Here is a 13,280-nt window from a genome sequence, read left to right on the forward strand (position 1 = left end):
TAACCTTCGCCTCGGCCCCTTCGTATCCCCCATCGACCGGGTGGCGAGATCGCTGTTCGGCGAAAGAAACGCTTCAAAGGAGATCCCCATGAACCGCACCGCCTCCGCCGCCGCCCTGGCCGCCATCTTCGCTCTGTCGACCGGCGTGTCGATGGCCGCCGCCGACGACATGAAGAAGGCCGAGACCGAAAAGTGCTACGGCGTGGCCAAGGCCGGCCAGAACGACTGCAAGGCGGGCGCGGGCACCTCGTGCGCCGGCACCTCGAAGGCCGACTACCAGGGCAATGCCTGGAAGATGGTCGCCAAGGGCACGTGCGCCACGATCAAGACCCCGAACGGCATGGGTTCGCTGACGCCGAAGGCCTAAACGGCCGCCGCGTTCACTCGCCCCCTCCGCGCTTCGCGCTCCTCCCCCAGAGGGGGAAGAAGACGCGGCGATCCTTCTTCCCCCTCTGGGGGAGGAGGGCCGCAGGCCCGGAGGGGGCAAGTAGGCCACCGCAAGGACTCCTCCATGATCACCGCCGGTCTTGGCCTCAAGCCGCAGCACTATGACGACGCGCTCGCCAGCGACGCGGTCGGCCTGTGGTTCGAGGTCCATCCCGAGAACTACATGTCGGCCGGCGGGCCGCGTCTGACGGCGCTGGAGAAGGTGCGCGAACGCCGCCCGCTATCCTTGCACGGCGTGGGCCTGTCCCTGGCCGCCGACGCCGATCCGGACCGCGAGCACCTGGCGGCTCTGAGGCGCCTGGTCGACCGGTTCGAGCCGTTCGTGGTCTCCGAACACCTGGCCTGGTCCACCCATCGCGGCGCGCACCAGCCCGACCTGCTGCCATTCCCCCGCACGAAGGCCGCCCTGGCCCGCATCGCCGCCAACATTGGCCGGATGCAGGACGCCTTGGGCCGCCAGATGCTGGTCGAGAACCCGTCGCTGTATCTGCCGCTGACCGGCCACGACCTCGATGAAGTCGAGTTCCTGAAAGCCCTGGTCGCCAAGACCGGCTGCGGCTTGCTGGTCGACGTCAACAACGTCTTCGTCAGCGCCAGCAATCTTGGCTACGCGCCGGAGGCCTATCTGGACGCCATCCCGGCCGGGGCGATCGGTGAGATCCACCTGGCCGGCCACGGCGCCGATGAAGGTGGCTCGGATCTTTTGATCGACACCCACGGCGCGCCGATCGCCGAACCGGTCTGGGCCCTGTACCGCCGCCTGATCCGGCGCGTCGGCCCGCGCCCTACGCTGATCGAGCGCGACGACGACATCCCGGCCTTCGACATCCTGATCGCCGAGCGCGACCGCGCCGCCGCCGAGCTCGCCGCGCTGGAGGTCCAGCATGCCTGAGCTGCTGGACTTTCAGGACGCCTTCGTCGCCGCCCTGGCCGGTGCGCCCTCGGCCCTGTCGCCCTGGCTCGCGCCGGGGGAGGGCGAGGCGGGCCTCGCCGTCTATCGCAACACCATCGCCAAGGGCTGCGTCGACGCCCTGGCCGCCAATTTCCCGACCGTGCTGTCGATGGTCGGCGAGGACTGGTTCCGCGCCGCCGCCGCCCTGTTCGCCCGCGAGGCTCCGCCCGCCAACGCCGCCCTGCTGGACTATGGCGAGCACTTCCCCGCTTGGCTGGACCGGTTCCCGCCGGCCTTGGACCTGCCTTACCTGGCCGGGATCGCCCATCTGGACCGGCTATGGACCGAGGCCTTGTTCGCGGCCGAGGCCCCGGCCCTGATCGCCGAGGCGCTGTCGGCCCTGGCGCCTGAAGCCCTGGCAAGGGCCCGCTTGGCCCTACATCCCAGCGTCCGCTTCGCCGCCTTCGAGGCGGGCCTGCCCAGTCTGTGGGTCGCCGCGCGCGATGGCGCCGAGGACCTCGACCTGTCCGAGACGTCCGAGACCCTGCTGCTGGTCCGTCGCGACGGGTCGGTCCGGAGCCGGGTGATCGGCGCCGCCGAAACCGAATTCCTGCGCGCCTGCCGCGCGGGCCAGACCAGCGCCGAGGCCGCCGAGCGCGCGGCCCTGGCCGACCCCGATGTACCGCTTGCCCCTCTGTTCGCCGCCCTGCTCGCCGACGGCGTGTTCGGCGGCCTCATCCTGGAAACCGACTGATGACCGCCGACACCCTGTCGCCCAAGACCCTGTCCTTGCGGGCGCCGTTCGAGCTGTTCGCCGAGACCGCCCGCAAGGTGCTGACCGACGATGTGCTGACCCTCGTCACCCGCTTCGGCGTGGCGGCGATCTTCTTCCAGTCCGGCCGCACCAAGGTCGACGGCATCCTGCACATCACCGACGGGACCTATTCGCTGTTCGAGAGCGAGTATCACGTGCCCCTGCTGCCGCCGGACGTGGCGGCGCACGCGGCGACCTATTCGGAGCACCTGTTCTCGATCCTTCTGGTGCTGGGCCTGTTCACGCGCCTGTCGGCCCTGGCCTTCCTGGGCATGACGGCGGTGATCGAGATCTTCGTCTATCCCGACGCCTGGCCGACCCACCTGTCGTGGGCGGGGCTGCTGCTGTTCCTGATCGCCCGCGGCGGCGGCAAGTTCAGCCTGGATCACCTGTTGCGACTGCCCTGAGGTCGACAACGGCCACCCGCGCGCGGTCAATCAGACATCGCGGAGGGAGAGGCCGATGGCTCGGTTCTACTGGTTCCTGTGCCTGCCGGGCTTGATCCTGCCCTATGGCGCCTTCTTGCCGTGGGTGATGGAGCACGGGCTCGCACCGCGCCTGTTCGTGACTGAACTGTTCTCGAGCCGGATCGGCGCCTTCTTTGGCTGGGACGTCATCGTCTCGGCCGTCGTGCTGCTGGGTTTCGCCGCCGTCGAGTCGCGCCGGCTAGGCCGCCATGTGCTGTGGCTGACCGCCGCCGCGACCCTGGTCGTCGGTGTCTCTCTGGGTTTGCCGCTGCTGCTGGCGTTGCGCGAGCGAACACGCCTCGCATCAGCTCAATGAATCGTCGGCATGCGCGGGATCGGCCGACGCCACAGCTGGGCCGTCAGGGCGTTGGCCAGCCCCAGCCAGCCGAGGTCCGGGGCCGTGCCGCCGCCGACCTTGCGGGCCTCGAGCGCGTAGGCCGCCGAGGCCGCCAACGAGGCCGTCGCCGCGCCCAGTTGGCCGCCGACCCGACGGGCGCCCAGACCCAGCCACAGGGCGTTGAAGCCCTGCACCAGGCTCCAGATCGTCAGAGCCCGGGTGCGGGCGGGGCTGGAGGGCGCGTTCCAGGTGCGCAGGCCCGACAGCGTCATGGCGATGAACAGCGGCGGCAGCAGCAGGCTGGTCAGCGGCTTGGGTTGATGGGCCACCGGCTCGTGCATCTCGGCGAATTCGACGGCGTACATCTCGTCGTCCAGCACGCGCTCGTGCCGGCGGCCCATCATCATGGCCGCCACGATCGCGCCGCCGGCCAGGGCCGCGCCGACGGCGATCTGGGCCACGGGATGATGCCCCTCCCGCCGATCGAGCTCGAACGCTTCGCGGCCGGCTAGGGCGCGCTCGCGCGACTTTCCGTTGGCGATGTGCATGGCGGGACTCCCTCGTGAACTCGCAAGGTCAAACAGCCCAGCTGAACCTTGGTTCCAGCTTCAGCGGGGCCTGTGACACATGATGGCGCAGACTTCCGGCGACGCCACGCGAAATCGCCCTGAGCGCCACGCTCGGAAGCCGCCCCTCCACCCCAGATGCACGCGCCCTCGTGTGGCGTAATGCCGCGCGGCGACAATGAATACCCAGGGATGGCGTTGCCCCTTGCTGTTTTCATTGCCTTTTACCAGGCGAGCTTCGTGTTTCTCGCACGGTCAAGGTTTCCGGCCGTTAAGAATCCTTTTGAAATTTGCTTGCAACCTTTCGCCGAAGCACGGGGAGCGAGTACCGCCAGGGTGGTGGATTTCGGGGGCCCTCGCGCGAGGGAAAGAACACCGATGTCCTTCTTCCGGGCTCGCCAGGATGACACCAAGACCAGCGCCGCCGTCGCCGAGATGGAGGCCATCATCGCCGCCATCCACCGCAGCCAGGCGGTCATCGAGTTCAACCTCGACGGCACGATCATCACCGCCAACGACAATTTCCTGAAGACGCTTGGCTACGGTCTCTCCGAGATCCAAGGCCGCCATCACAGCCTGTTCGTCGAAAGCGACTACGGCGCGAGCGGCGACTACCGCGAATTCTGGCGTCGCCTGAACGCCGGCGAGTTCTTCGCCGACAAGTTCAAGCGCCTGGGCAAGGGCGGCAAGGAAGTCTGGATTCAGGCCTCGTACAACCCCGTCCTCGATAAGACCGGCAAGCCGATCAAGGTCATCAAGTTCGCCTCCGATATCACCCAGGTCGAGCTGGAACGCGCGGCCGCCGAGACCGCTCGCAAGAAGGCCGACCAGGACAATAACGTCGTGGCCGTGCTGGCCAACGGTCTGGGCCACCTGTCGCGTGGCGATCTGACGGCGCGAATCGAGGCGGCGATGGACCCGCGCTATCAGCAGCTGAAGGACGACTTCAACGGCGCCATCGACAGCCTGCGCGAGACCGTCCAGTCGATCGTGCAGCGCGCCCGCGGCATGCAGGCCGGCACGGACGAGATCTCCTCGGCCGCCGACGACCTGTCGCGCCGTACCGAGCAGCAGGCCGCCAGCCTGGAAGAGACCGCCGCCGCCCTCGACGAGATCACCGCCACCGTGGTGCGCAGCGCCGAGGGCGCGCGCCGCGCCTCGCAGGCCGCGTCCCAGGCCCGCGTCGACGCCGACCGCTCGGGCGAGGTGGTCCAGCAGGCCATCACCGCCATGGGCGAGATCGAGAAGTCCTCGTCCCAGATCGGCAACATCATCGGGGTGATCGATGAGATCGCGTTCCAGACCAACCTGCTAGCCCTGAACGCCGGCGTCGAGGCCGCTCGCGCGGGCGAGGCCGGCCGCGGCTTCGCGGTCGTCGCCCAGGAAGTCCGGGCCCTGGCCCAACGCTCGGCCGACGCCGCCAAGGAGATCAAGACCCTGATCGCCAACTCGACCGCCCAGGTCGATCGCGGCGTGAAGCTGGTCGGCGAGACCGGAAATTCCCTGACCGGCATCGTCGGCAAGGTCGGCGAGATCGACGGCCTGATCTCCGAGATCGCCCGCTCTTCGCAGGAGCAGGCCACCGGGCTCAACCAGGTCAACGCCGCCGTCAACCAGATGGACCAGGTCACCCAGCAGAACGCGGCCATGGTCGAGGAGACCACCGCCGCCGCCTCCAACCTGCGGACCGAAGCCCACGACCTGTCGGACCTGATGGCGCGGTTCAACACCGGCGCGGCGCAGGCTCCGGTCACGCGCGGCTATTCCCGTCCCGGCGCGCGCGCCGCCTAGCACTCTTGGCCCCAAGCCGGGCGTGGGCCAGCATGGCGGCGTGACCGTCGCCATCCGCTCCGCCCTGTCCGCCGAAATCGAGGCTGTTCGAGAGATCGAACGCGCCTCGGCCCAGCGTTTCGTCGGACTGATGGACGCCATCGCGGCCGACGAGCCTTCGCCCACGACCGTGCTCGCCCAACGCTTGGCCGACGGCGGCCTGCTGGTCGCGACCGTCGACGAGGCCCTGGCCGCCTTCGTGATGTTTCGTCCGCTGGACGACCACCTCTATGTCGAGCAGATCGACGTCCTGCCGGCCTTCGCGGGCCGGCGGCTGGGCGCGGCCTTGCTGGACGCTGTCTCGGAGCGCGCGAGGATCCTGGACTTGGCCGGGCTGGTTTTGTCGACGTTCCGCGACGTTCCGTGGAATGCGCCCTACTACCGGCGGCTGGGCTTCGTCGCGCTCGAGACGCTGACGCCAGGCCTGCTGGCCGTTCGCGCCGAGCACCTGGCCCGAGGCCTCGACGAAAGCCAGCGGCTGTTCATGGCGCGCCCCTCCCGCGATTAGGGGTGTGGCAAGTTGGCGCAGCATCCAGCGCGAGTCGCGGTTTTTCCTTCCCTGGTAACGCCTGACATTCGCAAGAGGCGTTCGGCCACGAGCCTTCACCTTAAAGTTTTCTTCAGTCGGAAGGCGGACTCTTCGTCGCAAGGGAATCGGGGGGATCGCCCAATGCGCTTGCGACTCGCGGGTGCGATGAATGTGTTCGGGGGCGCGCTGGCGATCGGCTTGATCGTGCTGATCGCCGCCTCCTGGAACGCCATCGCCACCGTCCGCATCGGCGGACCGCTCTACACCAAGATCGTAGCCGGCAAGGACCTGACGGCCGACATCCTGCCGCCGCCGCTGTACGTGATCGAGGCCTATCTCGACGCCCAGACCGCTTACCGCCTGCGCACGCCGGCCGAGACCGACAGCGCCGACAAGGAACTGCGCCGCCTGAAGTCGGAATACGAGGCCCGCGCCACCTATTGGCGCGCCTACGACTTCGATCCGCGCGTCAAGACCGTGCTGCTGGGTGAATCGGACGCCGGCGCCCAGAAGGCCTGGGCCGCTTCGGACCGGCTGATCCAGGCGCTGCGCGCCAATGACGGATCGGGCGCCGACGCCGCCTTCGCCGAGATGACCGACGGCTATCGCGCCCACCGCAAGGCGATCGACGAGATCGTGCCGATGATCGCCGCCGACAACGCGGCTGTCGAGGCCGACGCCCGCCACCGCCAGATCGTGCTGGTCAGCATCATGGCTGGCCTCTGCGCGCTGCTGGGCGCGATCATCGCCGGCGGCGTCTGGAAGATGCGCCGGTCGGTGGTCAATCCGATCCAGTCGATCACCGGCTACATGCGCGACCTGGCGGCGGGGGACTACGAGAAGCCCGTGCCGTTCGCCGGCCGCACCGACGAGCTGGGCGACATGGCCAAGGCCATCGAGGTGTTCCGCCAGAACGTGCTCGAGCGTCGGGCCATGCGCGAGGGACAAGAAGCCGCCCAGGCCCGCGACGAGGCCGAGCGGGGCGCGTCCGAGGCCGAGCGCCGCCAGGGCGAACAGGCCCGCCGCGTGGCCATGGAGGCGCTGGCCCAAGGGCTGGACCGCTTGGCGTCCGGCGACGCCGCCTTCCGTCTCCCCACCGCCTTCGCCGCCGAATACGAGGCGCTGCGGACCGATTTCAACGCCACGGCCGAGAAGCTCAGCCGCACCCTGTACGACATCCAGGACGCCTCGAACGGGGTAGGGGCCGGCGCGACCGAAATCGCCCAGGCCACCGACGACCTGTCGCGCCGCACCGAGCAACAGGCTGCCAGCCTGGAAGAAACCGCCGCCGCCCTCGATGAGATCGTCGCCACGGTCCGCCAGGCCGCCGAGGGCGCCCAGCGCGCCAACGGCATGGTCGGCGAGGCCCGCCGCGAGGCCCAGTCGACCGAGCGCGCCGTCGAGGACGCCGTCCGCGCCGTGGGCGAGATCGAGACGGCCTCGGCCCAGATCGGCAAGATCATCGGGGTGATCGACGAAATCGCCTTCCAGACCAACTTGCTGGCCCTGAACGCCGGGGTCGAGGCCGCCCGCGCGGGCGATGCGGGCAAAGGCTTCGCGGTCGTGGCTCAAGAAGTGCGGGCCCTGGCCCAGCGCTCGGCCGACGCGGCCAAGGAGATCAAGGGCCTGGTCGGCGCGGCTTCGGCCAAGGTCAGCGAAGGCGTCGGCCTGGTCGGTCAGACGGGCGTGGCCTTGGGCAGCATCATCACCCGCGTCGGCGAGATCTCGACCCTGGTCGGCGAGATCGCCACGGCGGCGCAGGAACAGGCTACCGGTCTTGGCCAGATCAACGTCGCCGTCAATCAGATGGACCAGATGACCCAGCAGAACGCGGCCATGGTCGAGCAGACCACCGCCGCGGCCCACGCGCTGAAGAGCGAGGCCGGGCGGCTGTCGGACTTGGTGGGCCAGTTCGACCTCGGCGTCGCCACGGGTCGCCGGGCGGCTTGAACGCGGCTGGGGCGGTATCCCCAGTTTCGAAGCCAAAGCTTCGGATGAGCAGGTTCCATAGCTTCGACGCTTAGGGCTCCACGCGTAGGGCTGGCCGGTTTTGTCCGCCGGTGAAACCGCGTGCCGGCGAAGCCTTGCCGATGATGCGCCGACCAGGAATGCGAGACCCGCCCCCGCGCGCAAGGCCACCATTTGCGCGACCGGTTCTCGCTCGCGGAGGGCGTCGGCGCGCCGCGCATCTCACCCCAGAGTTTTGGCCTGGCCACTTCAGGTAACTGGAAACTGAATTCCAACTTTCGATCGGCCGTGAATTTACATGCCATCGATAGTTGCGAAAAAACCCATTAAATTACAAAAAGATACGCGTTCTATTTCAGGAGCAAAAAGTATTTCATTTTCAAAAAGGTATTTATATGAGAAATAGAAAGCGGCTGACCGGCGGGGAAAACGCGAAGAGGTCAGGCCAATAAGGGCCACCACCAAGACGGCCCAGCGCATGAGGAGGGTTATCGTGAGCTTCAAGAATCGCCGGGGCGGCGCCTTCAGGGCCGTGCTTTTATCCGCCACTGTCATGGCAGGGTTGCCGAGCCTTGCCGCCGCGCAGACGGCCGCCGCCAATCCGAGCGAGACGCTCGACGCGGTCGTGGTCACCGGCTTCAAGCAGAGCTACGCCAACGCGGTTCGAGATCAACCGCGAGGCCGAAGGCCGCGACGCCACCATCAACCTGCGCGGCATGCCGGGCGAATACGCCCGCACCACGCTGAACGGCCAGTCGTTCGCCGGCCCGGCGCTGCTGCGCGACAACCAGGGCTCGCCGCTGGGCGCGTTCAACTCCGACATCTTCTCGGCCTTCGTGATCGCCAAGTCGCCGATGGCTAACACCACCTCCGGCGGCCTATCGGGCAATGTCGACCTGCAGATCGCCCCGGCGCTGTCGCGCAAGGACGGCGGCTTCGCCAAGCTCTCGTACGAGCACAACACCCTGGGCGACCTGAACGCCCCGGCCGCCACGCTCGGCTACAACAAGCATCTGTCGGATGACTTGGCCGTGTTCGGGACCATCGCCTACAAGAAGGAAAACTTCCGTCGCGATACGGTCCGCCTCAACAACTACGACTATCTGACGTCGGCGATGACGGGGCTGACGCCGACCCAGTTCAACGCGGCCTACGGTCAGTATTTCTCGCCGACCGCCTGCCCGACCAGCGCGACCTCGTACTGCCGCTCGCTGGGCCAGGCCCTGGGCCTCTCGCCGACCGCGGCGGCGGCCTATGTGACCAGCAACACCGGCGCGACCGGCAAGAACGGCGTCTGGGCCAACAGCGCCATCCGCCAGTACACCCGCATGAACGTCGGCAAGGTGTGGTCGGGTTCGGGCGGCCTCGAGTGGAAGCCGAACGACAACACCAAGGTCGGCCTGATCGGCTTCTTCACCGACCGCAACCTGCCCGACACGACCCAGTACTTCCTGATCAACTACGTCGCCCCGGCCTCGACCCCGGGCGCGGGCACGGTGATCACGCCGACAGGCTCGCCGATCCAGGTCAATGACGGCCGCTATCTCTACGAGAGCTACACGTTCGACAACATGAACGCGCTGTCCTCGACGCGGCTATATTCACAGCGTCAAAAGTCGAACGGCGTCATCGGCAATGTCGACTGGAGCAACGACGACTGGCGCCTGGCCGCCGTCTTGAGCCTGTCGTCGGGCTCCAACGCCTCGGTCGAGACCTCGGTCGACGTCGTCACCCCGACCCGAGCGGGCGGCAACGGCATTACCGGCTCGATCTCCACCGGCCTGGACGATATCGGCGGCTATTCCTACGTCACGCGTCCCAACCCGCAGAACTCGCTCGGTGCGGCGGGCACGACCTGGACCTGGGGCGGACCCAATGACCCCGTCTCGTACTACAACAACGGCACGTCGGCCAACAGCACGGCCCGCATCGGGATCGAAGGCTCGCAAAGCTACGCCAAGAATGAACTGAACAGCGCCGCCTTCGACGCCGAGCGTTTCGTCAAGTTCGGCCCGATCAAGAGCCTGCAGGCCGGCGTGCGCCTGGAGCGCGAGAAGTACGTCTCCACCGGTTATCGTGTCTTCGGCTACGGCGCCCAAGTGTCCAAGATCACACCGGACATGTTGACGACCGCGCCGTTCGCGAAGGACTTCATGGGCGGTATCGCCGGCGACTACAGCCACAACTGGCAAACGCTGAAGATTCGAGATTTCCTGAACGCCGTTCAACCCGTCGCGGTGTATCCGGGCGGCGGTCTGTCGCCGACGGGGCTGAACATCCAGTACACGGATGGATCCTATTACGACAAGAACTTCACCAACGAGAACGAGATCAATCAGTTCTACGTCCAGGCGAAGTACGACACCGAGATCTTCGGTCACGGCGTGCGCGGCAACTTCGGTGGCCGCTACGAGGACACCAAGAACACCATCACGACCCTGGACCGCAAGACGCCGCCCGTCGACTCGATCGGCTCGCCGAAAGACTTCGTCACCGACCAGTACGAGAACAAGTACCACTACTTCCTGCCGTCGGCGATCTTCGTGGCCGACGTCACCGACGACCTGATCCTGCGCGGCGCCTACTACAAGACCTATGTCCGCCCGCACCCGCGTCAATACTCGCCCGCCACCAAGATCAATCCCGCCCAGAACTTGAACACTGGACTGAGTTCGGGATCGGTCAGCGTCTATGACGTCTCGGTGCAGATCGGCAACAATCAGCTGAAGCCATACCTGGCCGAATCCTTCGACCTGTCGCTGGAGTGGTACAACCGTCCCAACGGCCTGATCTCGCTGGCCTATTTCCACAAGAACATCACCGGTCGCGTCGCCACGACCACCGACCCGTCGATCATCTGCCCGTCCGACGGCTCGACCTGGGGCTTCGGCGCCCTGGCCTGGGACGGCACCTACTGCAACGCCACCAGCCTGAGCAACGCCACCAAGCAGGTCCACGTCAACGCCAGCGGCNGCTCTTCCGATCTACCTCGACAAGCCGACCACCGTCGAGGGCGTCGAGTTCAACATCCAGCAGAACTTGGACTTCCTGCCGGGCTTCTGGAAGAACTTCGGCGGCAGCTTCAACTACGCCTATACGACGTCCAAGAGCCCGTCGATCGCCCCGTTCCCGGGCATCTCCAAGCACAATGTCAACCTGATCGGCTACTACGAGACGCCGAAGTACGGGGTGCGCGCGGTCTACAACTACCGCTCGGACTATCCGCTGAACGCCAACGGCACCTACACCGGCGGCGCTCGCTCGGTCAGGGCGCGCGGCCAGCTGGACCTGTCGGCCTCCTACAACGTCACCGACAATTTCACCCTGTCGCTGGACGCCTACAACCTCACGGACTCCTCGCGCTTCGAATTCGAAAACGATCGCCGGGTCTCGCGTTGGGTCGACTACGATGGCCGCACCTTCACAGCGACGGCGCGCGCCACCTTCTAACCTTCACTCCCCGTGAAGCCACTGGGCTGGTCCCCGCCATTGGGGGCCAGCCTCTTTCTTCCAATCACAATAGTGCGGACGAGACAGCGCATTGGGCGGGCGACCGGATCTCCGCGAGCCGCCACCCGGATCAGCGCCATCACCGAGATGGGCTGACAACAGAGCGCCGCATCCTTAGCTCGCGGCGCCACTCCTCCTCCTTGCCCGTCGCGCAGGCCTGACATCCGTGCGGCGGGCGATCTTTTCGTCGTCGGCCGGGGAGGGGAGCTGACCCGGATCCGTCGGCGGAGGCTGATCAGCGCTCCGCCCTGGATCTCGATGCTACGCCGGCAGTTCGCCGACCGCCGACTGCAGGTAGTTCTGCTCGCCCAGCGACTTCACCAGGCCCAGCTGCATCTCCAGGAAATCGATGTGCTCCTCGGTGTCGCTGAGGATCTCGCGCAACAGTTCGCGGCTGACATAGTCGCGGGCCTGTTCGCACTGGATGATGCCGGGGATCAAGGTCTCGCGGCCGCCCAGCTCGACCTGCAGGTCGCTGGCCAGGCATTCGGGCACGGTCTCGCCGATCTTCAGCTTGTGCAGGTCCTGCAGGTTCGGCAGTCCCTCCAGGAACAGGATGCGGTTGATCAGCTTGTCGGCGTGTTTCATCTCGCCGATCGACTCGTCGTAGGTGATCTTGCCGAGGCGCTTGAAGCCCCAGTTGTCGTACATCCGCGCGTGCAGGAAGTACTGGTTGACCGCCGTCAGCTCGTTGGTGAGCACCGCGTTGAGCAGTCGGATGATGCTGGGATCGCCCTGCATGGCGGCCTCCTGGGTTCGACCTTGGGGATTCGTTGTCGGGGCGAACCTGGGGCAAGCCTGGACGGGCTTCAACCTCAATGTGTGCGAGTGTTTCGCGGTCTCACGGAAATGCGTGAGAGTGCTTCGCGATCTCTGAAAACGCTGGGTTTTTGGCCGCTACTCGGCCGCGAACTTGAGCGCTTCGCGGTTTTCCTGGATCATCTGGCGCATCTCGCAGACGCACTTGGCGCACTGCGCCTGGCAGCCCTTGTGACGGAAGATATCGGCCGGCCGAGCGGCGCCAGCGTCGATGGCGGCGCGTACTTCGCGCTCGCGGATGCCGTTACAGTTGCAGACGTACAAGGAAGGAACGCCCTACCCGATTGAGTGTCATTCTCATCTAGCTGTTCGCGCGGCTCTTTGCAACTGACTCTCACTCTGGTTCGCAGCGGCATGGAGTCGCGCCCCTTTCGATTTTGGCTTAAAGCCGCCCCCATGACGCTCCCCTGCCGCCTCTATCTGATCACCCCGCCCGCCCTGGACGACCTCGCCGGCTTCGGACGCCAGCTGGCCCAGGCGCTGGACGGCGGTGACGTGGCCGCCCTGCAGATTCGCTTGAAGGGCGCGCCCGACGACGTGGTGGCCGCCGCCGTCGCCGCCCTGGCGCCGATCGCCCAGGCCCGCGACGTGGCGCTGATCCTCAACGACCGCCCCGACCTGGCCGCCCGCCTGCCGGTCGACGGCGTCCATGTCGGCCAGTCGGACATGGCGCTTCGCGACGCCCGCAAGCTGATGGGCGAGCGGATGGTGGGGGTCACCTGCCACGACAGCCGCCACCTGGCGATGGAAGCGGCCGAGGGCGGAGCCGACTACGTCGCCTTCGGAGCCTTCTTCCCGACCACCACCAAGGACGCCCCGACCACCGCCGAGCCCGAGATCCTGACCATTTGGCAGGAGACGATGGAGATCCCCTGCGTGGCCATCGGCGGCGTCACCGCCGACAACGCCGCCGGCCTGGCTACGGCCGGCGCGGACTTCCTGGCCGTTTCGGCGGGGGTGTGGGCGCATACAGAAGGCCCCGCTGCCGCCGTCGCGGCCCTGAATGCGGCGATCGCCGAGGGTTTGGCCGCACGAAATAAGGCCGAATAACGGCGTTCGCTTGTGACGCGGCGCACACAGGCATAGCCTCCCCCCAGCTAA

Annotated in this window: 14 protein-coding genes and 1 pseudogene; 11 read left to right on the forward strand and 4 right to left on the reverse strand. The window is 67.1% G+C overall.

The features are described from left to right. The first annotated feature begins 88 nt into the window (after nt 1–88). The 5 genes from ASC70_RS03520 to ASC70_RS03540 all read left to right on the forward strand — a co-directional run bounded on the left by ASC70_RS03520 (nt 89) and on the right by ASC70_RS03540 (nt 2,936). The gene (locus tag ASC70_RS03520; protein WP_056046520.1) at nt 89–367 is read left to right on the forward strand and encodes a DUF2282 domain-containing protein; all 279 of its coding nucleotides are present in this window, start codon (nt 89–91) and stop codon (nt 365–367) included. Nucleotides 368–511: 144 nt separating this feature from the next. Further along, nucleotides 512–1,339: a DUF692 domain-containing protein gene (locus ASC70_RS03525; RefSeq protein WP_056046522.1), complete on the forward strand. Its 828-nt coding sequence runs from the start codon at nt 512–514 to the stop codon at nt 1,337–1,339. Further along, complete coding sequence (locus tag ASC70_RS03530; protein ID WP_056046524.1) at nt 1,332–2,093, forward strand: DNA-binding domain-containing protein; 762 nt, start codon at nt 1,332–1,334, stop codon at nt 2,091–2,093. The genes ASC70_RS03525 and ASC70_RS03530 overlap by 8 nt, the downstream gene beginning before the upstream one ends. Continuing rightward, nucleotides 2,093–2,560 (forward strand): DoxX family protein, encoded by a 468-nt coding sequence (locus tag ASC70_RS03535; RefSeq protein WP_056046526.1) that lies wholly within the window; start codon nt 2,093–2,095, stop codon nt 2,558–2,560. The genes ASC70_RS03530 and ASC70_RS03535 overlap by 1 nt, the downstream gene beginning before the upstream one ends. 55 nt (nt 2,561–2,615) lie before the next feature. After that, nucleotides 2,616–2,936, forward strand: a complete 321-nt coding sequence (locus ASC70_RS03540) for a DUF2834 domain-containing protein (protein WP_056046528.1) — start codon at nt 2,616–2,618, stop codon at nt 2,934–2,936. On the opposite strand, the gene ASC70_RS03545 is transcribed toward ASC70_RS03540, so the two are convergent. After that, nucleotides 2,930–3,505 carry a tryptophan-rich sensory protein gene (locus ASC70_RS03545; protein ID WP_047403643.1) on the reverse strand — a complete coding sequence of 192 codons (576 nt, stop codon included), beginning with the start codon at nt 3,503–3,505 and terminating at the stop codon, nt 2,930–2,932. The genes ASC70_RS03540 and ASC70_RS03545 overlap by 7 nt on opposite strands. Nucleotides 3,506–3,901: 396 nt before the next feature. On the opposite strand from ASC70_RS03545, the gene ASC70_RS03550 reads away from it, so the two are divergent. From ASC70_RS03550 to ASC70_RS03560, 3 genes are all read left to right on the forward strand, one after another. Next, nucleotides 3,902–5,314, forward strand: a complete 1,413-nt coding sequence (locus ASC70_RS03550) for a methyl-accepting chemotaxis protein (RefSeq protein ID WP_082539558.1) — start codon at nt 3,902–3,904, stop codon at nt 5,312–5,314. A gap of 22 nt (nt 5,315–5,336) precedes the next feature. After that, nucleotides 5,337–5,861 (forward strand): GNAT family N-acetyltransferase, encoded by a 525-nt coding sequence (locus ASC70_RS03555; protein WP_235519227.1) that lies wholly within the window; start codon nt 5,337–5,339, stop codon nt 5,859–5,861. 162 nt (nt 5,862–6,023) lie between these two features. Further along, nucleotides 6,024–7,832, forward strand: coding sequence for a methyl-accepting chemotaxis protein (locus tag ASC70_RS03560; RefSeq protein ID WP_156396111.1), 1,809 nt, complete (start codon nt 6,024–6,026; stop codon nt 7,830–7,832). A 312-nt stretch (nt 7,833–8,144) separates the two neighbouring features. Here ASC70_RS03560 and ASC70_RS25420 read toward each other — a convergent pair whose 3' ends face one another. Then, nucleotides 8,145–8,492 carry a hypothetical protein gene (locus ASC70_RS25420; RefSeq protein WP_235519241.1) on the reverse strand — a complete coding sequence of 116 codons (348 nt, stop codon included), beginning with the start codon at nt 8,490–8,492 and terminating at the stop codon, nt 8,145–8,147. A gap of 74 nt (nt 8,493–8,566) precedes the next feature. Here ASC70_RS25420 and ASC70_RS03565 point away from each other — a divergent pair. Next, on the forward strand, nt 8,567–10,822 hold a 2,256-nt coding region (locus ASC70_RS03565), incomplete at its 3' end, for a TonB-dependent receptor (protein WP_369815458.1). Between the two features lies 1 nt (nt 10,823). Continuing rightward, nucleotides 10,824–11,300: pseudogene (locus tag ASC70_RS25425) on the forward strand (TonB-dependent receptor domain-containing protein); the annotation flags it as partial. 321 nt (nt 11,301–11,621) lie between these two features. Here ASC70_RS25425 and bfr read toward each other — a convergent pair. Both bfr and ASC70_RS03575 read right to left on the reverse strand, forming a co-directional pair. After that, on the reverse strand, nt 11,622–12,101 hold the full coding sequence (gene bfr / locus ASC70_RS03570; protein WP_047403647.1) for a bacterioferritin: 480 nt from the start codon (nt 12,099–12,101) through the stop codon (nt 11,622–11,624). A 156-nt stretch (nt 12,102–12,257) separates the two neighbouring features. Next, nucleotides 12,258–12,443, reverse strand: coding sequence for a bacterioferritin-associated ferredoxin (locus ASC70_RS03575; protein WP_047403649.1), 186 nt, complete (start codon nt 12,441–12,443; stop codon nt 12,258–12,260). Between the two features lie 132 nt (nt 12,444–12,575). Between ASC70_RS03575 and thiE the strand changes: the two genes are divergently transcribed. Beyond that, nucleotides 12,576–13,229, forward strand: coding sequence for a thiamine phosphate synthase (gene thiE, locus ASC70_RS03580; RefSeq protein ID WP_056046533.1), 654 nt, complete (start codon nt 12,576–12,578; stop codon nt 13,227–13,229). Nucleotides 13,230–13,280: the final 51 nt, after the last annotated feature.

The sequence above is a fragment of the Caulobacter sp. Root343 genome, assembly GCF_001425745.1.
Classification (GTDB): domain Bacteria; phylum Pseudomonadota; class Alphaproteobacteria; order Caulobacterales; family Caulobacteraceae; genus Caulobacter.